The organism is Mycobacterium sp. 1245499.0, from assembly GCF_001673615.1.
Lineage (GTDB): Bacteria > Actinomycetota > Actinomycetes > Mycobacteriales > Mycobacteriaceae > Mycobacterium > Mycobacterium europaeum_A.
In genome coordinates, this window is sequence record NZ_LZMG01000159.1 from 1 (window position 1) to 18,737 (window position 18,737).

At 69.2% G+C, this 18,737-nt stretch carries 16 protein-coding genes; 10 read left to right on the forward strand and 6 right to left on the reverse strand.

What is annotated here, in order from left to right:
• From A5646_RS08870 to A5646_RS08900, 7 genes are all read left to right on the forward strand, one after another.
• Positions 1-807 (forward strand): glycosyltransferase family 9 protein (locus A5646_RS08870; RefSeq protein ID WP_067021303.1); only part of this gene is annotated, 807 nt, incomplete at its 5' end.
• Positions 804-1,373 (forward strand): SIS domain-containing protein, encoded by a 570-nt coding sequence (locus tag A5646_RS08875; RefSeq protein ID WP_066870992.1) that lies wholly within the window; start codon positions 804-806, stop codon positions 1,371-1,373. The genes A5646_RS08870 and A5646_RS08875, both read left to right, overlap by 4 nt.
• Complete coding sequence (locus A5646_RS08880) at positions 1,370-2,776, forward strand: PfkB family carbohydrate kinase (protein ID WP_231998270.1); 1,407 nt, start codon at positions 1,370-1,372, stop codon at positions 2,774-2,776. Before A5646_RS08875 ends, A5646_RS08880 begins: the two co-directional genes overlap by 4 nt.
• An 11-nt stretch (positions 2,777-2,787) precedes the next feature.
• Positions 2,788-3,483, forward strand: a complete 696-nt coding sequence (locus A5646_RS08885; RefSeq protein WP_066881964.1) for an SDR family oxidoreductase — start codon at positions 2,788-2,790, stop codon at positions 3,481-3,483.
• Positions 3,474-4,442, forward strand: coding sequence for a glycosyltransferase family 9 protein (locus A5646_RS08890; RefSeq protein ID WP_066881962.1), 969 nt, complete (start codon positions 3,474-3,476; stop codon positions 4,440-4,442). Before A5646_RS08885 ends, A5646_RS08890 begins: the two co-directional genes overlap by 10 nt.
• On the forward strand, positions 4,439-5,743 hold the full coding sequence (locus A5646_RS08895) for a UDP-glucose/GDP-mannose dehydrogenase family protein (RefSeq protein ID WP_066881960.1): 1,305 nt from the start codon (positions 4,439-4,441) through the stop codon (positions 5,741-5,743). The genes A5646_RS08890 and A5646_RS08895 overlap by 4 nt, the downstream gene beginning before the upstream one ends.
• Positions 5,744-6,049: 306 nt before the next feature.
• A complete protein-coding gene (locus A5646_RS08900) occupies positions 6,050-7,843 on the forward strand; it encodes a thiamine pyrophosphate-requiring protein (RefSeq protein ID WP_066871008.1) in 1,794 nt (597 codons plus the stop codon).
• Between the two features lie 20 nt (positions 7,844-7,863).
• On the opposite strand, the gene A5646_RS08905 is transcribed toward A5646_RS08900, so the two are convergent.
• Both A5646_RS08905 and A5646_RS08910 read right to left on the reverse strand, forming a co-directional pair.
• Complete coding sequence (locus tag A5646_RS08905; RefSeq protein ID WP_066881958.1) at positions 7,864-8,532, reverse strand: UdgX family uracil-DNA binding protein; 669 nt, start codon at positions 8,530-8,532, stop codon at positions 7,864-7,866.
• Positions 8,533-8,602: 70 nt separating this feature from the next.
• Positions 8,603-9,163 carry a hemerythrin domain-containing protein gene (locus A5646_RS08910; protein WP_066881956.1) on the reverse strand — a complete coding sequence of 187 codons (561 nt, stop codon included), beginning with the start codon at positions 9,161-9,163 and terminating at the stop codon, positions 8,603-8,605.
• A gap of 143 nt (positions 9,164-9,306) precedes the next feature.
• Between A5646_RS08910 and A5646_RS08915 the strand changes: the two genes are divergently transcribed.
• From A5646_RS08915 to A5646_RS08925, 3 genes are all read left to right on the forward strand, one after another.
• Positions 9,307-10,374, forward strand: coding sequence for a hypothetical protein (locus tag A5646_RS08915; RefSeq protein ID WP_066876916.1), 1,068 nt, complete (start codon positions 9,307-9,309; stop codon positions 10,372-10,374).
• A 68-nt stretch (positions 10,375-10,442) separates the two neighbouring features.
• Positions 10,443-11,456 (forward strand): sensor domain-containing protein, encoded by a 1,014-nt coding sequence (locus tag A5646_RS08920; protein ID WP_066876915.1) that lies wholly within the window; start codon positions 10,443-10,445, stop codon positions 11,454-11,456.
• 13 nt (positions 11,457-11,469) lie between these two features.
• The gene (locus A5646_RS08925) at positions 11,470-12,438 is read left to right on the forward strand and encodes an aldo/keto reductase (protein ID WP_066876913.1); all 969 of its coding nucleotides are present in this window, start codon (positions 11,470-11,472) and stop codon (positions 12,436-12,438) included.
• Positions 12,439-12,447: 9 nt separating this feature from the next.
• Here A5646_RS08925 and A5646_RS08930 read toward each other — a convergent pair whose 3' ends face one another.
• The 4 genes from A5646_RS08930 to A5646_RS08945 form a co-directional block, all read right to left on the reverse strand.
• Positions 12,448-13,215, reverse strand: a complete 768-nt coding sequence (locus A5646_RS08930) for an SDR family oxidoreductase (protein WP_082984681.1) — start codon at positions 13,213-13,215, stop codon at positions 12,448-12,450.
• A 93-nt stretch (positions 13,216-13,308) separates the two neighbouring features.
• Complete coding sequence (locus A5646_RS08935; protein ID WP_067021305.1) at positions 13,309-15,075, reverse strand: sensor domain-containing diguanylate cyclase; 1,767 nt, start codon at positions 15,073-15,075, stop codon at positions 13,309-13,311.
• Between the two features lie 181 nt (positions 15,076-15,256).
• Positions 15,257-17,407, reverse strand: a complete 2,151-nt coding sequence (glgX, locus tag A5646_RS08940; RefSeq protein WP_066871032.1) for a glycogen debranching protein GlgX — start codon at positions 17,405-17,407, stop codon at positions 15,257-15,259.
• A 92-nt stretch (positions 17,408-17,499) separates the two neighbouring features.
• On the reverse strand, positions 17,500-18,681 hold the full coding sequence (locus A5646_RS08945; RefSeq protein WP_066871035.1) for a zinc-dependent alcohol dehydrogenase: 1,182 nt from the start codon (positions 18,679-18,681) through the stop codon (positions 17,500-17,502).
• Between the last annotated feature and the right edge of the window lie 56 nt (positions 18,682-18,737).

An 18,737-nucleotide genomic window follows, 5' to 3' on the forward strand; every position in this document is an offset into this window, starting at 1 on the left:
GCCGCGCATGCCGAGGCGCTGATCAAGCAGCTGCGCGATCTGGCCCCCGACCGGGTGTACATCTTCACGTCGTTTCATCAGTCGCCGCTGCCGCTGGCCCTGTTGTGCCGCATGGCGGCGGTGCCCTGGGTGGGCGCCATCTGCGTGGACTACCCCGGCGCGCTGTTGAACCTGCGGCATCAGGTGCCCGACGGAATCCCCGAGCCGGAGCGGGCGCTGTCGCTGGTGCGGGCGGCCGGTTGCGCCCTGCCCGCGGGCGACGACGGCGGGCTGCGCGTGCGGGCGACGGACCCGGTGCCGCCGCGGCTGGCGACCGAGATCGGGACCGGGCCGTTCGTGGTGTTTCACCCCGGCGCGGCCGTGCCGGCCCGGCGGCCCAGTGCGGGGCGCAGCGCGGCCATGGTGGCCGCGCTCGTCGACGCCGGCCACCGCGTCGTCGTCACGGGCGGCCCCGACGAGGCCGCGCTGACCGCATCGGTAGCGCGGGATGTGGCCGCCGATCTCGGCGGTCGTACCAGCCTCGCGGAACTCGCCGCGGTGTTCGCGGCGGCGCAGGTGGTCGTCGCCCCCAACACCGGCCCGGCCCACCTGGCCGCCGCGGTGAACACCCCGGTGGTGTCGCTGTTCGCCCCCGTGGTGCCGGCCGCGCAATGGCGGCCCTACGGGCCGCACGTCAGCGTCCTCGGCGATCAGTCCGCGCCGTGCCGGGCCAGCCGCGCGCGGGTCTGCCCGGTACCCGGGCACCCCTGCCTGGACCACATCACCGATGCGGAATTGATCGCCGCGGTAAAAGGAGGACAGCCATGATCGAGGTGCACTTCGATGCGCTGCAAGACGCGGTGCGGCGGACCAGCGCCGAGGCGGCCCGGCTGCGCGGCTGGGGCCGTCAGCTGGCGATGGTGCTGCCCGGCGGGGGCCGCCTGCTGGCGTGCGGGAACGGTGGCAGCGCCGCCGAGGCCCAGCACCTCACCGCGGAACTGGTCGGGCGCTTTCACGAGGAGCGGATCCCGATGTCGGCCATCGCTTTACACGCGGACACCTCCGCGTTGACCGCGATCGCCAACGACTACGGCGACGAGGAGATGTTCGCGCGCGGGGTGCGCGCACACGGCCGGGCGGGCGACGTGCTGGTCGCGTTGTCGACCAGCGGCGCCAGCCGCAACGTGATAGCGGCGGCCAAAGCCGCGCAGGACGTAGGCATGGTGACCTGGGCGTTGACCGGCCGGGGACCCAACGAGCTGGCCGGCATATGCGACGAGGCGATCTGCGTGGACGCCGGCAGCACGGCGACCGTGCAGGAGGTCCACCTGATGCTGATTCACGGGTTATGCATGGCCCTCGACGATGTCCTATTGCGGCGGGAAGCATCGTGAGCACCAAACCGCTTGTCATCGTCGGTGATTCGATCCTGGACATCGATATCTTGGGCTCGGCGAGCAGGCTCAGCCCCGAGGCCCCGGTGCCGGTGGTCGATGCCGAACGGCTCGTACAGCGGCCGGGTGGGGCCGGGCTGGCGGCCCTGCTCGCGGCCCGCACCGAGACCGCCGTGGTGTTGATCACCGGCATCGCCGACGACGACGCGGGCCGAAGGCTGCACGACCTGCTGGCCGCCTCGGGGGTGCGGGTGCTGGCACTGCCGATGAGCGGGACGACGGTGAGCAAGATCAGGATCCGGGCCCGCGGTCAGTCGATGCTTCGGGTCGATCGCGGTGACGGCGCCCCGATCGACCGGCCGGTGGCCGCCGAGGTCGCCGACGCCCTGGCCGGCGCCCGGGCGATCTGCGTCGCCGACTACGGCGCGGGCGTGACCGCGCTGCCGGCAATCCGGACGGCGTTGACCGAAGCGGCGCGCCGGATACCCACCGTCTGGGATCCGCACCCGCGCGGCGCGCCGCCAATACCCGGATGCGCGCTGGTGACGCCGAATCATGAAGAGGCGCAAGCGTTCTGTGGGGAATCGCCGGGTGACGGCCCAGAACTGCTGCTGCAGAGGTGGGGTGCGGCCGCGGTGTGCATCACTCGCGGAGCCCAGGGCGCTCGGGTCTACCTGCCACAGGCGGGCGTCCATCACATCGGAGTCCCGCAGGGCGCCGCGGCGGGTGCGGCCGACGTCTGCGGGGCCGGCGACCGGTTCGCGGTCGCCGCGGCGGTGGCGCTCGGTGACGGTGCCGACGCGGTCACCGCAGTGCGAGCCGCGGTCGGCGACGCGGCACGGTTCGTCAGCGCCGGTGGCGCTGCGTCGGTGTCGACACCGGTGTCCAGCAAGGGATCTGACGTGCTGGCCGGCGCCGCGGGCCTCGAGGACGCCAGCACGGTCGACCCGGTTGCGCTGGCGGCGCGGCTGCGCCGTCGCGGGGGCACGCTGGTAGCCACCGGCGGCTGTTTCGACTTGTTGCACACCGGGCACATCCGACTGCTTCGGCAGGCCCGCGAACTCGGCGACGCGCTGATCGTGTTGGTGAATTCGGACGCGTCGGTGCGGGCGCTGAAAGGCAGTGGGCGGCCGGTGATGCGTGACGCGGATCGGGCCCGCGTCCTGGCCGCGCTGGCCTGCGTCGACGCGGTGGCCATCTTCGACGGCCCCACCCCGGAGCGCATGCTGGAAGATCTGCGACCCGACATCTGGGTCAAGGGCGGCGACTATGTGGCCGCCGACCTGCCCGAAGCCGATGTGGTGTACCGCCACGGCGGCGAGGTGATGATCCTGCCCACGGTGGCGGGCTATTCGTCTTCCCGATTGATCGCCGCGGCAACGTCGCGCCGCGAACATAGCTGAAAGGTGTTGATATGAACCAACAATCGCTTCAAGGCGTGCTGATCTCCGGCGGCTCCTCCGGATTGGGTGCGGCCACCGTGGCCGCGGTATCCGCCCGCGGTGGCCTGCCGCTGGTGATCGACAAGAAACCGCCGGCGGCCGACGTCCCCTATGTCGCTTGCGATTTGGCCGACACCGGTGCGGTCGCGACCGCCGTCGAGTCCCTGGCCGACAAGGTGAACGGCCGCATCACCGGTGTATTCACCCCGGCCGGCATCGACTCCTGCGGCACGCTCGAGCAGGTCCCCGCCAAGGAATGGGAGCAGGTCATCGCCGTCAACCTGGTCGGCACGGCCGCGGTCATCCGCGCCGCGCTGCCGTACCTGAAGGCCACCCGGGGGCGCATCGTCACCTGCGCCTCCACGCTGGGCATCAAGGCGGTCAGCGACGCCACCGCCTACTGCGCGTCGAAGTTCGGGGTCGTCGGTTTCACTCGCGCGCTGGCGGCCGAGCTGGCCGGACAGGTGGGCGTGACGTTACTGATCCCCGGCGGCATGCACACCCCGTTCTTCGACGGGCGCCCCGAGCAGTACAAGCCGCCGGCGGACGCCAAGCTCAATCAGCCCGAAGACGTCGCCCAGACCGTGCTCTTCGCGCTTTCCCAACCGGCCGGCTGTGAGGTGCGTGAGATGGTGGTCTGCGCCTCGACGGAGTCGTCGTGGCCCTAAGGGGCGCAGCGACTCTCGACGCCGGTGCGCCGGGCAGGATCGTGGTGCTGCGCGCCCTGGGGCTCGGCGACCTGCTCACGGCGGTGCCGGCGCTGCGTGGGTTGCGGCGACACTATCCGGGGGCGCGGGTGATGCTCGCCGCCCCCGACCGCTACCGCGACCTGGCCATGCTCACCGGCGCGATCGACGAGTTGTTGCCCACCAACGAGCTGGGCGACGTCCAGCCGCTGGGCGGCCCGCCGGAGCTGGCGATCAACCTGCATGGCTGCGGACCGCAGAGCATCGAGCACCTGCTGGCCTGGGAACCGCAGTCGGTGATCAGTCATTGTCACCATTGCCATCCCGGCGTGGCGGGCCCGCGCTGGCGCGCCGATCTGCATGAGATGCACCGGTGGTGCGCGTTGCTCGAATGGGCCGGAATCCCTTGCGATTTGACCGACACGCTGCTACCCCGCCCACCACTTCCCCGCGACCAGACCGGGGCGGTCGTGATCCATCCCGGCGCGTCGGCGCCGGCGCGGCAGTGGCCACCGCAACGGTTCGCCGCGGTGGCCGCCGCATTGCGCGACGAGGGCTACGAGATCGTCGTCACCGGATCGCCGAGCGAATTCGACCTGGCCCACGCCGTCGCCAGCGCCGCCCGGTTGCCGCGCACCGCCGTCGTGTCCGGACTGCTCGACCTGCCCGCGCTGACCGCGTTGATCAGCGACAGCCGGCTGGTCATCTGCGGTGACACCGGTGTGGCGCACCTGGCCGCCGCGACCGGAACCGCGTCGGTGGTGCTGTTCGGCCCCACCTCGCCCCGCCATTGGGGCCCGCGCGGGCCCGCGCCGCACGCCGCGCTGTGGGCGGGCCGCAGCGGCGACCCCCACGCCGCGGTGCCCGACGAGGGCCTGCTGTCGATCACCGTCGACCGGGTGCTGTCCGCAAGCCACGATGTCCTGGGCGAGCCGGCATGAGCAGCAAGCCTCTCGTCGGTGTGGTGGGCGTCGGTTACGTCGGTTTGACCACCGCGGTCTGTGTGGCCGGGCAAGGACTGAATACCGTTGCGGTGGACGCCGACCCGCACCGGGTGCGCAAACTCGCCACCGGGGTCTCGGTCATCGATGAACCCGGACTGACCGAATTGCTGAGCGACGGACTCGCGCGCGGCACGCTGAGTTTCAGCACCGACTTCGCCGCGTTGGCCGACCGGGACGTCGTGTTCGTCTGCGTCCCCACCCCCAGCGCCGCCGACGGTGCCGCGGACCTGGGCGCCGTCGAATCGGTGGTCGACGGCCTCAGCGGTGTGCTGCGGCGCGGGGCCATCGTCGCGTTGAAGTCCACCGTGCCGGTCGGTACCACCTCCCTCATGGGGCGGCGGCTCTGCCACAAGGGCATTCGTGTCGTTTCCACTCCGGAGTTCCTCCGCGAGGGGCGCGCCGTCGACGATTTCAGTCATCCGGACCGACTGGTGATCGGCACCGACGATGAACTGGCGGCCCAACTGGTACAGCAGTCGTACGGTTTCACCGCGCACCGCGTGCTGCGCATGAGCCCCGAGAGTGCCGAGCTCGCCAAGTACGCCAGCAACGCCTTCCTCGCGGTCAAGCTGTCCTACGCGAATTCGCTGGCGGCACTGTCCGCGCGGGTGGGCGCCGACATCAACGACGTGACCTGCTGCATGGGCGCCGATCGGCGCATCGGGCCGGAGTTCCTGCGCCCGGGCCCCGGTTGGGGCGGTTCGTGTCTGCCGAAGGACACCGCGGCGCTGGTGCACATCGCACACCGGCACGAGGTTTCCTTCGCGGAGGTCGAAGCGGCCCGGCGCACCAATACCGGGCAGGCGCAACGGATCGTCACCGCCCTGCGGCAAACGTTTGGCCGACCGTTGTCGGGCTGTCGGATCACCGCTTTGGGCCTCACGTTCAAGGCCGCCACGAGCGACACTCGCGACTCGCCTGCGCTGGCCGCATGCGAAGAATTCACTGCGGCCGGCGCCCAGGTGGTGGGTTTTGACCCGCAATTGCCCAACATCGATCCCACCGTCTTGCAGCAAAGCGGGGTCACGGCGGTCGACGACCCCTATCGCGCCGCCAAGGCCGCCGACGCGATCGTCGTGCTGACCGAATGGCCGCAATTCCGCGGGCTCGACTGGCAAGTCATCGCGCAGGACGCGCCGCTGGCCGTCGTCATCGATGCCAGAAACTCGCTGGATCCGGCCGCGGTGCGTGAAGCGGGCCTGGGTTACCTCGGAAACGGTGTGCCACAAGGCTTTTGATCCCGGCGCCGACCGTTCCGGTCGCGCCGCCGGGCGCCGTTGCACACTCGTCAGCTGAAAACTGGCTGAGAGTCGGCCCCGCCGGCGTCGTTTCGGCGAATAACACGGCCCGATCCGGGTAATACGGCTCGGGTGGGAAGTGCCGAAGCCGCCCATGCGGTGGCAGCCTGCATATGTCACGCCCGTCAGCGGGAGCCGCGCTCGGTGGGCGCGCGCACCGTCGGCGGTGCCATGCAGGTGGTTCAAACAATAGCCACACACGCCCACCCGCCAGCACAGTAGAACCGTCTGCCGAGGAGGGAAAACATGTCCAAAAAAGAGGTTTCCGATTATTTGCTGGAGCGCTTGCGGGCGTGGGGCGTTGAACATGTATTCGGGTATCCCGGCGACGGCATCAACGGGCTACTGGCCGCGTGGGGCCGCGCGGACAACAAACCCAAATTCATCCAGTCGCGCCACGAGGAGATGAGCGCCTTCGAGGCGGTCGGCTACGCGAAATTCACTGGCCGGGTCGGGGTCTGCGCGGCCACATCCGGCCCCGGAGCAATCCATCTGCTCAACGGCCTCTACGACGCCAAGCTCGACCACGTCCCGGTGGTGGCCATCGTCGGCCAGACCAACCGCAGCGCGATGGGCGGAAACTATCAGCAGGAGGTCGACCTGCTGAACCTCTTCAAGGACGTGGCCAGCGACTACGTCCAAATGGTCACCGTCCCCGAGCAATTGCCCAACGTGCTCGACCGCGCCATCCGGATAGCGATGACCCAACGGGCCCCGACCGCGTTGATCATCCCCAGCGACGTCCAGGAGCTGCCGTACTCGCCGCCCGAGCACGCGTTCAAGATGGTGCCCTCCAGCCTCGGCATCGAGTACCCGGAGATCGCGCCCGACGACACCGCCATCGCGCGGGCGGCCGACGTGCTCAACGCCGGCAAGAAGGTCGCCATCCTGGTGGGTACCGGCGCGCGCGGAGCCCACGAAGAGCTGGCCGAGGTGGCCGACCTGCTTGGCGCGGGAGCGGCCAAGGCCCTGCTGGGCAAGGACGTCCTGTCGGACGAATTGCCCTGGGTCACCGGCTCGATCGGGCTGCTCGGGACGCGGCCGAGCTACGAGATGATGCGCGACTGCGACACGCTGCTGACGGTCGGGTCCAGCTTCCCGTACACCCAGTTCCTGCCCGAATTCGGTCAGGCCCGCGCGGTGCAGATCGACGTCGACGGCCGGATGATCGGCATGCGCTACCCCTACGAGGTCAACCTCGTCGCCGACGCGAAGACCGCGCTGCGGGCGCTGATCCCGCACCTGCGCCGCAAGGAGGACCGGTCCTGGCGCGAGGGCATCGAGAAGACCGTGGCCCGCTGGTGGGAGACCATGGACAAGGAGGCGATGGTCAGCGCGAACCCGGTCAACCCGCTGCGATTGTTCTCCGAGCTGTCGCCCCAGCTGCCCGAAAATGCCATCGTCGCAGCCGATTCCGGCTCATCCGCCAACTGGTACGCGCGCAACCTGCGGTTCCGCGGCAACATGCGGGGCTCGCTGTCGGGCACGCTGGCCACGATGGGCCCCGGGGTTCCGTACGGGATCGGCGCGAAATTCGGCCACCCGGACCGGCCCGTCATCGTGTTCAGCGGTGACGGCGCCATGCAGATGAACGGCATGGCCGAGCTGATCACGATCAAGCGGTACTGGAACGAATGGAAAGACCCGCGCCTGATCATCGCGATCCTGCACAACAACGACCTCAACCAGGTCACCTGGGAAATGCGCGCCATGGCCGGCGCCCCGAAATTCGCTGAATCCCAGAATCTTCCGGATATCGACTTTGCCGCCTTCGCCGCCAGCCTGGGCCTGAACGCGATGGCGATCAAGGATCCGGAGGAACTGTCGGACGCCTGGCGCAACGCGCTGTCGGCGGACCGTCCCACGGTGCTGGACGTGCACACCGACCCCGACATGCCGCCGATCCCGCCGCACGCGACGTGGGAGCAGTTCAAGTCGGCGACCGCGGCGGTGCTCTCCGGTGACGAGGACCGGGTGGGCTTCGTCAAGGTCGGCCTCAAGACCAAGGCGCAGGAGTTCTTGCCGCACAAGAAGAGTTGACCCGCGGGCGGGTTCGGGCCTCAGCCGCGCTTGGTGACGCCCGAACCCGCACTGCGCAGGTCGTCGACGAACGACTTGTAGACCTCGTCGTGTCGGTCGCTGCGGTCGCGCAACACCGCCGAGGGATGTACCGTCGCGACCACGGTCGGTGCGGGCTCCACGTGCACGTCGACCGATGAGGGCAACCGCAACTGCTGGCCGCGCTGGGTGGACACCCGAAAAGTGTTGCCCAGCAACGACTGTGCGGCGGTGGCACCCAGGCACACGATGACCTGCGGCCGCACCGCTTCGATCTCCGCGATGAGCCAGGGCCGGCAGGCGACGACCTCGGTGCGGCCGGGCTTTTGGTGAATGCGCCGCTTCCCGCCCTTGCGGGTGAACTTGAAGTGCTTGACCGCGTTGGTCTCATAGACCAGCGCCGGCTCGATGCCGGCGTCCTCGAGGGCGCGGTCGAGCAGACGCCCGGCCGGGCCGACGAACGGCTCACCGGCGCGATCCTCCTGATCGCCGGGCTGCTCGCCCACCAGCATGATCGGCGCGCCAGGGTGCCCGTTGCCGAACACCGTCTGGGTGGCGTCTTCGAAAAGCGAACAGCCGTGGCATAATTCGGCCGCCGTCCGCAAGGAGTCCAGGCCGCGGTCCTGCGGGAGATAGCGGTCGGCACCGGGAGCTTTCGACGTTGCGGCCATGATCTCCTTCCCAGCGGCGTGGATACCCCCGCTCCCCACCGAGCGGGGGTACACGCCAGGGGTGGCTGCCTCAGCCCTTGCCCATGATGGCGTCGCGGGCCCGGTCGAGCATCGCGGCAAACGGTCCCGCGGCCAGGTTGGCCGCCTGGGATTCCACACCGGCGTGCGGGCGGGTGGGGGCGATCGCTTCGGCGAGCTTGGCGGCGCGGCCCATCCGTTCCAGCTCGTCGCCGCTCAATTCCTCACCGAGCTTGGCGAATTCGTCATGCTCCTCATGCTCGGCGTGTTCGATCACCGCGTCGCGCAGCTTCGTCAATTCGCGGGTGAACTCCTCGCTGTCGACGTCGAGCTTTTCTAGCTTCTGCAGGACGGTCTTGGCCTCGTGCTCTTCGCGCAGCCTATTGTCGACGACGGTGGCGCCGCCAGAGATCTTGCGCTTGGCGCGCGGGTGAACGATTTCTTCCTCGGCGGTTTCGTGCACGGCGAGCAGGCGCCGCAGCTCGACAAAGGCCTTCTCGCGCGCCTTTCCGGACGCCGCCAGGGTTTCGGCGAACATCGCCTTGATCTGCTGATGCTGACTGACGAGAAAGTCGACCACGTCGGTGGGCGACTGGATGGCGTTCGGTGCCACAGTGTCCCTCCCATCTTTGGTGCGGCGCGCGGGCTGTGCGCGCTCCCGAGTCGGCTACCCGACCAATCCGACCGCCAAACGGGGTGTGGCGGCGCCCGCGCGGGGTATGTCCTGGACAAACCATCGAAAGGATTGGGTGGTCGATGGGCGCCGAACTTCGCACGGGCCAGCGCATCCGGGCGTTGCTGCGCTGCGCGGTCGTCGGCGGGCTGGCGGCGGCCTCGCTGACCACAGCCTGTTCGCGGCCGGGCGCGTCGCTGGAGAGCGCGCCCGCGGTCGACGTCTGGCGGGTAGCTGTCCCATTGCACGAACCGGTGTGGTCCTACGGCACGGGCGCCCTGATCGCGCTCACCGGCGATCACCGGTTGGCCGAGGTCACCGCCGGCGATCGCGGCAGCGACGCCAAGACGCGCTTCTCGGCACCCATGGCATCCGGGCGCAACATGCAGATCAGCCAGAAGGACCAGCGGATGGTGTTCGTGCCGCAGCCCGACCGCGGCAAGGTCGCCGCCGTCGACCTGGAAAGTCTGCGCCAGGTCGACGATTTCGACGCGGGACCGGCGCCGGCCTACCTGGCCGAAGACGCGGGCTTGCGCATGCTGCTGGCGCTGTCGGCCGATGGGATGGCGGTGACACCGGTGGACCAGTACGGCTACCGCAAGCTGCCCACGGCGACCACCGACACCAGCGCCGACACCATCGACGGCGCCAACCGCGGACGCGAACTCGACTACCACCTGTATGGAGCGTCGAGCATCCGGCATTTCAAGGGCACGACATCACCGCCGGCGCAGCACGGCTCCCTGACCATCGACGTCGCGGTTTCGGCGGGTGACGGCACCGCGGTCACCCGCAGCTACGTCGCCGGACACGACGACGACACCGTGCGCGCCGTCGACTCGCGCCGCGGCGGACGGGGCATGGAGGTACTGGCCAGCGCGCGATTGCCGGCGCCGATCCGCGCACTCGGCACCGACGACACCAGGATCTACGCCGCCACCGACCACGAACTGGTGACGCTCGAGACCGCCAGCTTCACCGGCTTTCCCGACGGGCGAATTCCCGTGCTGCGCACCATCGATTACCGGTCGGGGCTGCCTCCCGACGCGCAGCCGGCGCGCCTGTCGGGCATGGCCGTCGGGCCGCATCGGGTCTACCTGACGTTCGTCGAGGCGCCCTACGTGGTCGGCATCGCCAAACCGCGCCTGTGACGGCCGCGGTTTAGCCCCACGCCCTTGTCGGCTACATTTCGGGCAGGTTCTCCCGAAGGAGGCGCTGCGTGACCCACCCGCAGGACCCGTATTGGCAGAACCCGCTGAGTTACGACCCGCTGGGCCGCCTCCCGCCCCCCGACGTCGAACCGCTTCCGGCGACGCCGCCGCCGTACCCGCCGCCGCCCGCGCCCGCGCCCGCGCCCTATCGGCCGCCCGTCAACACCCTGGCCACCCTGTCGCTGGTCTTCGCGTTCCTGTTTGCGCCCGCGGGGGCGATCCTGGGGCACCTCGGGCTGGCGCAGATCCGTCGCTCCGGCGAACTCGGCCGCGACCGTGCGCTGGTGGGCGTGACGCTGTCGTACATCTTCATCCTGTTGGCGGTCGTCGCCCTGGCGGGATGGGCCACGCTGGGCGGCTCGACCTCGTCGCACCGGACATCCCCCGGCTCCAGCACGGCCGCCGGGCCGCCGCCGCCCACCGTGCCGCCGGAGACCATCGCCACCCTGCTGCCCGGGCTCGATGCGCTGCGCAACATCACCGGCGACGCGAATCTAGACGTCGGTCCGACCTGGAACAGCCCCGGTCGCTCCCCGGACGACGGCAGCATCGACCGCCCGGAGTGCTGGGAAAGCATCGCCGCCGGCAGCCCGGACGCCTACACCCCCGGGGTGTTGGCCGGATATCACGCCGGTGAGTTCACCGACACCCGCAGCATGCTGAAGTCCATGCAGGTCATCCAGGGCGTCGCGGCGTTCCGCGATCCGGGCGCGGCCCAGGCACAGCTGGCCACCCTGCTGTCGGGATGGCACAAGTGCGGCGGCTCGACCATCACCGTCTCCGCTCCCGGCGGGCAGCCGATCCCGATGTCGGTGAGCGCCCCCGCCGACGCCGGCAATGGCATCACCACCCTGGACCTGACGCCCAAGGGCATCCAGGTGCGCTCGGCACGGGCGATCGCGGCCAAGGCCAACGTCGTGATCGACCTGAACGTGTCCGCCAGCGGCACCACGGACAGCGCGCCACCCCGCGCGGCCGCGGTCAGCATCGCCAACTACATCCTCGGCAAGATCCCCGGCTAAGTAGGCTGTCCGCATGAAGTTTGTCGACGTCGACGGGGTCGGCCGGGTCAGCCGGATCGGCCTGGGCACCTGGCAGTTCGGTTCACGCGAGTGGGGTTACGGCGACAGCTACGCCGCCGGCGCCGCGGGTGACATCGTGCGCCGCGCCCGCGCCCTGGGGGTGACGCTGTTCGACACGGCCGAGGTGTACGGCCTGGGCAAAAGCGAGCGGATCCTGGGCGAGGCGCTAGGCGACGAGCGCGCCGAGGTGGCGGTGGCCAGCAAGATCATGCCGGTCGCGCCCTTCCCCGCGGTGGTCAAGCAACGCGCCCGCGCCAGCGCGCAGCGGCTGGGGCTGGACCGCATCCCGCTCTATCAGATCCACCAGCCCAACCCGGTGTTCCCCGACTCGGTGATCATGCCGGGCATGCGTGACCTGCTCGATGACGGCAAGATCGGCGCCGCCGGCGTCTCGAACTATTCGCTGCAGCGCTGGCAGAAGGCCGACGCCGCGCTGGGCCGCCCGGTGATCAGCAACCAGGTGCACTTCTCGCTCGCCTACCCGAAGGCGCTGAAGAATCTGGTGCCGTTCGCCGAGCGGGAGAACCGCATCGTGATCGCCTACAGCCCGCTGGAACAGGGACTGCTGGGCGGTAAGTACGGCGTGGACAACCGTCCGGGCGGCGTGCGCGCGGTGAATTCCCGGTTCGGCACCGAAAACCTGCGCCGCATCGAGCCGCTGCTGCAGCTGCTGCGCGATGTCGCAAAGGACGTCGACGCCAAGCCGGCGCAGGTGGCCCTGGCCTGGCTGATCAGCTATCCGGGCGTGGTCGCCATTCCCGGCGCCTCGTCCGTCGAGCAGCTGGAGTTCAACGTCGCGGCGGCCGACATCGAGCTGCCCAGCGCATCCCGTGACGCGCTCACCGAGGCGGCCCTGGCCTTCCGGCCCACCTCGGCGGCGCGCTTCGTGACCGACCTGGCCAAGGAGAAGCTCGGCCGCTGAGCTGCCGGCTTACGACTGATTGGCCTCGGCGAACGCCGCGGGGCTGGCTGGCGCGCCGCGCGCCACCACCAGCGGCATCGACGTCGAGGAGTTGGTCCGCAGGATCGTGTGCACCACGTCGATCAGGTCTTCGACGGGCATCAACTTGCCGGGCATGCAACCGCGCGAGGACCACAGCGGGACCGCCTTCATCGCGAGGTCCATGTCCCAGCCTTCGTTCATACCGGTCTGACCGTCGCCCTCGCCGCCCGCGCACTCCCCGACGATCAGGTTGGTGAAGCCGATGTCGGAGTGCTCGGCCCGCCACGCCTCCACCAACCGTTCCAGGGCCGCCTTGCTGACGCCGTACGCGCCCAGGCCCGGCCACGGCGGCCCGAAGGTGCCGGCGTCGGAGGACAGGTAGACCGCCTTGCCGGCCGACGCGGTCAGGTGCGGCACCGCCGCGGCGGTCACCAGCGACGCCCCGATGACGTTGGTGTCGAAGATCCGCCGCCAGGTGTCGGCGTCGGTGTCGACCATGCGGACCAGCGGCCCGACGGCCGGCGTGTAGACCACATTGTCGATGCCGCCGAGCGCGTCGGCGGCGCGGTCGATGGCCGAACGGCACGACGCCTGGTCGGTGACGTCGCATTCGATGGCGACGGCGTTCGGGCCGGCGTCCTTGGCCGCGGCCTCGATGCGCTCCCGGCGCCGGGCAAGCAGCGCGACCTGATCACCGCGCTGCGCGAGACCGACACCTATGCAACGCCCCAGACCGCTGGAGGCGCCGATCACCACTGTCCTTGACATATTCGCCCTCTCTTGTAACGCAAGACGCTGTCGCGAGAAACCTACCGGATGGCGGGCGCCGCGTGGTGATCACTGGGCCGCTTAGTTCGGAACGACGGTGTTGCGGTCACCCGATTTGGCCCCGTACATGGCCTCGTCCGCGCGCGCGGTGACCGTGTCGACGGACTCGCCCGAACGGGCGAGGGTGGCACCGATGCTCAATGTCGCGCGAATCATGTTGCCGGACAAGTGGATCGGTTCGGCGACCCGACCGCGAATCTTTTCGGCGATCTGGGCGAGCTCGTCGGTGCTGCGAACGTCGGGCAATAACACCAGTATCTCGTCGCCTCCCGTCCGCCCGACCGTGTCGCCGCGGCGAACGCTCGCCCGGATCCGCGCCGCCAGGGTTGCCAGCACGAAGTCGCCCATGCCGTGTCCCCAGGTGTCGTTGATCGCCTTGAAATGGTCGACGTCGCAGAACAGGACGCCGACGTGCGTGCCGGCGGGTTGCGGCTGCGCCAGTGCGGATTCGAGCCGGCTGAGCGCCTCGGCCCGGTTCACCAGCCCGGTAAGGGTGTCGAACCGCGCCAGCCGTTCCAGCCGCTGCTCGGCCTCGACCTGATCGTCGACGACGCGTAGCGCCGCGATCAGCCCATCGGTTTTGCCCTCGGCGTCGGTGTAGGGCCTTCCGTGGCCGTCGACCCAGTGGTACTCCCCGTCGACCGAAGACACCCGGAACCGTTGCAGAACCTGTTCGCCGCCGGCGATCCGGCGCACGGCGGCAACGAGCTTGTCGCGGTCCTCGGGGTGGATGCGATCGGCGAACGCCGAACCCGTCCAGCGCTGCAGCGGGCCGCCCAGCGCGGCCTGCACGGACGGCGAGACCCACGCGATCTCACCCCCGCGAAAGTGCACGATGATGTCCACCGCGTTGTCGGCGAGAATGCGGTAGCGCGCCTCGGCCTCGGCGCGTTGCGCACTGGCGAGCTCCTTGGCGATCAGCAGCTGCTGCTCTCGCTGGCTGAAGTAGAACGTGACCACGCCGACGATGAAGGTGCTGAACAGGATTGAGAATGTCCACTCGGCGTGCTCGCCCAGACCGAACGCCAAAAACGCCGGTCTCGACAGCGCCACCACAAGAGGAAAACCGGCAAGGATTCCCGCCAGCCGCACCAATGACCGCCGATCGGGACGGGCGAGCAGCCACGCGACCGGAAAACGGTCGGGTCGCGCCAGCGACGTCGCCGCGATGAGCACCAGCAGCGCCGATGCCGTCGAGAGCGCCTGGCCGGTCGAGGGCGAAACACCAACAAGCGCGAGCGCATCGAACAGGTAGGCGCCGACGGTGACGAGCGGAATGGCCCCACTGCCCGCCAGGCACACCGGCCAGAGCGTGCGAGTGCCGCGATCCACTCGGATCAGCGCGACGGCGACGGCCAGCAGCAGCACCGGCGCCGCGGTCTGCGGGCTGGGACGTCCCGGCCACGAGGTTTGCCGACCGCGCACCGCGTCCCCGAACAGCACCTGGTCGACACCGAGCGACCCGATGGGGGTGTACTCGAGCAGGATCACGACGGCCAACACACCCACCATCAGGGCCAGAGCACGTCCGACCCAGATGCGGTTGGGCGACGGGTGGCCTGACTGCGCCAAAATCGCGGCGCCCAACGCCGCCAGCCATAACGCGGTCCACGGCGTCATCGGCGGCCAACTCGGATAGATCCGCGTCAGCCCGTCAACCCCGGTCGACCAGCCGAGCCAGGTCACGGCGGCAATGACGAGCACCGCCAGCGGGGCCGTCCGGGCCGACCGCTGCAATGCCGATTCCGCAGCCGATTCCGCACGCGCGCCGAGGGCGGCCCTGTCCATCGGCTGTCCCTTTCATCCCCGGCAGTGGGTCTGGCGAGGCCGCGGTCGGCGGCATCTGCGCGGCAAAATAGTTGTGCGCAAAAAGTTAACCGATGTCGCCTATTCGGCGCGAGCTATCCGCTCGATCCGCAGAAACGGGGGGATGCAGCCAGGGGAACGCAGCTACGGGTGCCGCGAAAGGCTAGTCCGAGGGCAGGGCCCGCAGCACCACGGCGGTGTGCGCTTCCACGTTGAGCCGGCCACCGCCGGGCACCTCCTCGGCCGGCGTGGTCTCTTCGGGTCCGGTGAACACCACGACCTCCCAGGCGGCGCCGAATTCCTTTGGTGGCAGGGTGAATTCGATCGGCTCGTAGTGGGCGTTGAAGCACAGCAGGAACGAGTCGTCCAACACCCGCTGGCCTCGCGCATCGCGGTCGGGGATGCCGTGGCCGTTGAGGAACACCGCAACGGATTTGGCGAAGCTGGCGCCCCAGTCCTCGTCGGTCATCTCGGTGCCCTCGGGGGTGAACCAGGCGATGTCCGGCAAGCCGTCCTGCCCGCGCCGGCCCACCGGCTTTCCGGAGAAGAATCGGCGCCTGCGGAACACGGGATGCTCGGCGCGCAGCGCCGAGACCGTCTTGGTGAATTCCAGCAATCCGGCGTCGGCGTTGTCCCAGTCGATCCAGGTGAGCTCGTTGTCCTGGCAGTAGCCGTTGTTGTTGCCGTTCTGGGTGCGCCCGAGTTCGTCGCCGTGACAGATCATCGGTACGCCCTGGGACAACAGCAGCGTGGTCAGGAAGTTGCGCTGCTGGCGGGCACGCAGCGCGTTGACCTGCTCGTCGTCGGTGGGGCCCTCCACACCACAGTTCCAGGACCGGTTGTGGCTTTCGCCGTCGTTGTTGTCCTCGCCGTTGGCCTCGTTGTGCTTTTCGTTGTAGGACACCAGGTCACGCAGCGTGAAGCCGTCGTGGGCGATGACGAAGTTGATCGAGGCCACCGGCCGGCGCGCGGTGTGCTCGTAGAGGTCCGCCGACCCGGACAGCCGGTAGGCGAACTCGTCGAGGGTGGCGGGTTCGCCGCGCCAGAAGTCGCGGACGGTGTCCCGGTACTTGCCGTTCCACTCGGTCCACTGCGGCGGGAAGTTACCCACCTGATAGCCGCCCGGGCCGACGTCCCACGGCTCGGCGATCAGCTTGACCTGGCTGACGGTCGGATCCTGTTGCACGAGTTCGAAAAACGTCGCCAGGCGGTCGACGTCGTAGAACTCGCGGGCCAGCGTCGAGGCCAGGTCGAAGCGGAACCCGTCGACATGCATCTCGGTGACCCAGTACCGCAGCGAGTCCATGATCAGCTGCAGCGCATGCGGATGCCCGACATTGAGGCTGTTGCCGGTGCCGGTGTAGTCCATGTAGTACTGCTTGTCGTCGTCGACCAGCCGGTAGTACGCGGCGTTGTCGATGCCCCGCATCGACAACGTTGGGCCCAGATGGTTGCCCTCGGCCGTGTGGTTGTAGACCACGTCGAGGATGACCTCGATGCCGGCATCGTGCAGCGAGCGCACCATGGCCTTGAACTCCTGGACCTGCCCGCCGGGCGTGGTGGAGCTGGAGTACTTGAAGTCGGGCGCGAAGAACCCGATCGTGTTGTAACCCCAATAGTTGGACAGCCCCTTGTCGACCAGGGTCGAGTCGTTGGCGAAGTGGTGCACCGGCATCAATTCGATGGCCGTGACACCGAGTTCCTTGAGGTGCTCGATGATCACCGGGTGCGCCACCGCGGCATAGGTGCCGCGCAGCGGTTCCGGGATGTCGGGGTGGGTCTGGGTGAGCCCCTTGACGTGCGCCTCATAGATCACCGTGTCGGCGTATTGGTGATCCGGTGGACGGTCGTTGCCCCAGTCGAAGTAGGGGTTGATCACCACCGACTTGGGCATGCTTTCCGCCGAGTCGTCGTCGTTGCGGCTGTCGGGGTCACCGAAGTTGTAGCTGAACAGCGACTGGTTCCACTCGAAGGAGCCGTCGATGGCCTTCGAGTACGGGTCGACCAGCAGCTTGTTCGGGTTGCAGCGCAGCCCCGCCTGCGGGTCGTACGGACCGTAGACGCGGTAGCCGTAGCGCTGGCCCGGTTCGATGTTGGGGATGTAGGCGTGCCAAATGAAGCCGTCGATTTCGGGCAGGGTGACGCGGCTCTCGACGCCCTCGGCGTCGAACAGGCACAGCTCTACCCGCTCGGCCACCTCGCTGAATACGGCGAAGTTGGTGCCCGCGCCGTCATAGGTCGCGCCCAGCGGGTAGGCCCGGCCCGGCCACACCTCTCCGGTGGGCGTGGGAGCGAGGGCGTCTGCGGTGGTCATGGCGCTTTCAATACCCTGCTGTCGCCGCCGTCAAACTGTGGGCCACGCCTCGCGTTGCCGGAACTGAGCGGAAAGCCTTGTGGCATAGGTGATCACGGCTTGAGTATGACCTTGACCGCACCGTCCTGCTTCTTCTGGAAGATGTCGTAGGCGTGCGGGGCCTGGTCCAACGGCAGCACGTGGGTGGCGAAGTTGTCGACGCCGAGCGGGTCGTCATCGGTCAGCAGCGGCATGATGTCGTCGACCCACCGCTTGACGTTGGCCTGCCCCATCCGCAGCGTCACCTGCTTGTCGAACAGGGTGAGCATCGGTAGCGGGTCGGCGGTCCCGCCGTACACGCCGCTGAGCGAGATCGTTCCGCCGCGCCGCACGATGTCGATGGCCGAGTACAGGGCGTTGAGCCGATCCACCCCGGCGGTCTGCATCAGCCGCTTGCCCAACGCATCCGGCAACACGCCGGTCACCTGCTGCGCCAGTTTGGCGGCCGGCGAGCCGTGGGCCTCCATGCCCACCGCGTCGATCACCGAGTCGGTTCCCCGGCCGTCGGTCAGGTCGCGGATCGCGTCACCGATTGAGGAGTCGAGCCGCCCCAGATCGATGGTGTGGATGCCGCGTTTGGCGGCGCGGCCCAGCCGTTCGGGCACCAGGTCGACGGCGATGACGCGGTAGCCCAGGTGGTCGGCGATGCGGGCGGCCATGTCACCGATGGGACCCAGCCCGAGCACCGTCACCGAGCCACCGTCCGGAATGTCGGCGTAGGCGACCGCCTGCCATGCGGTGGGCAACACGTCCGATAGGTAGACGAACCGCGAATCCGGCGGGCCCACAGGCACTTTGATGTGAGTGAATTGGGCCTGGGGCACGCGTAGCAGCTCGGCTTGGCCGCCCGGGATTTCACCGTAGAGCTCCGAATAGCCGAACAGCGCCGCCCCCATGCCCTGGTCGCGCACCTGCGTCGTCTCGCACTGGGTGTAGAGCTGCTGGCCGCACATGTGGCAACTGCCGCAGGAGATTTGGAACGGGATGACGACCCGGTCCCCCACCCGCAGGTCGCCTGTTTGCGCGCCGACCTCCCGCACGATGCCCATCGCTTCGTGCCCGAGGATGTCGCCGGGGTTCATGAACGCTCCGAGGATCTCGTAGAGGTGCAGGTCGGAGCCGCAGATGTTGGTCGAGGTGACTTCCACAATGGCATCCGTCGGTTGCTCGATCTTCGGGTCGGGCACCGAATCCACCCGCACGTCGCGCTTGCCCTGCCAGGTAACAGCCTTCATACGGCTGGCACATACCCGTCTTGCACTCGTCGAAACCGCGCCGCGGCTGGGGGCTC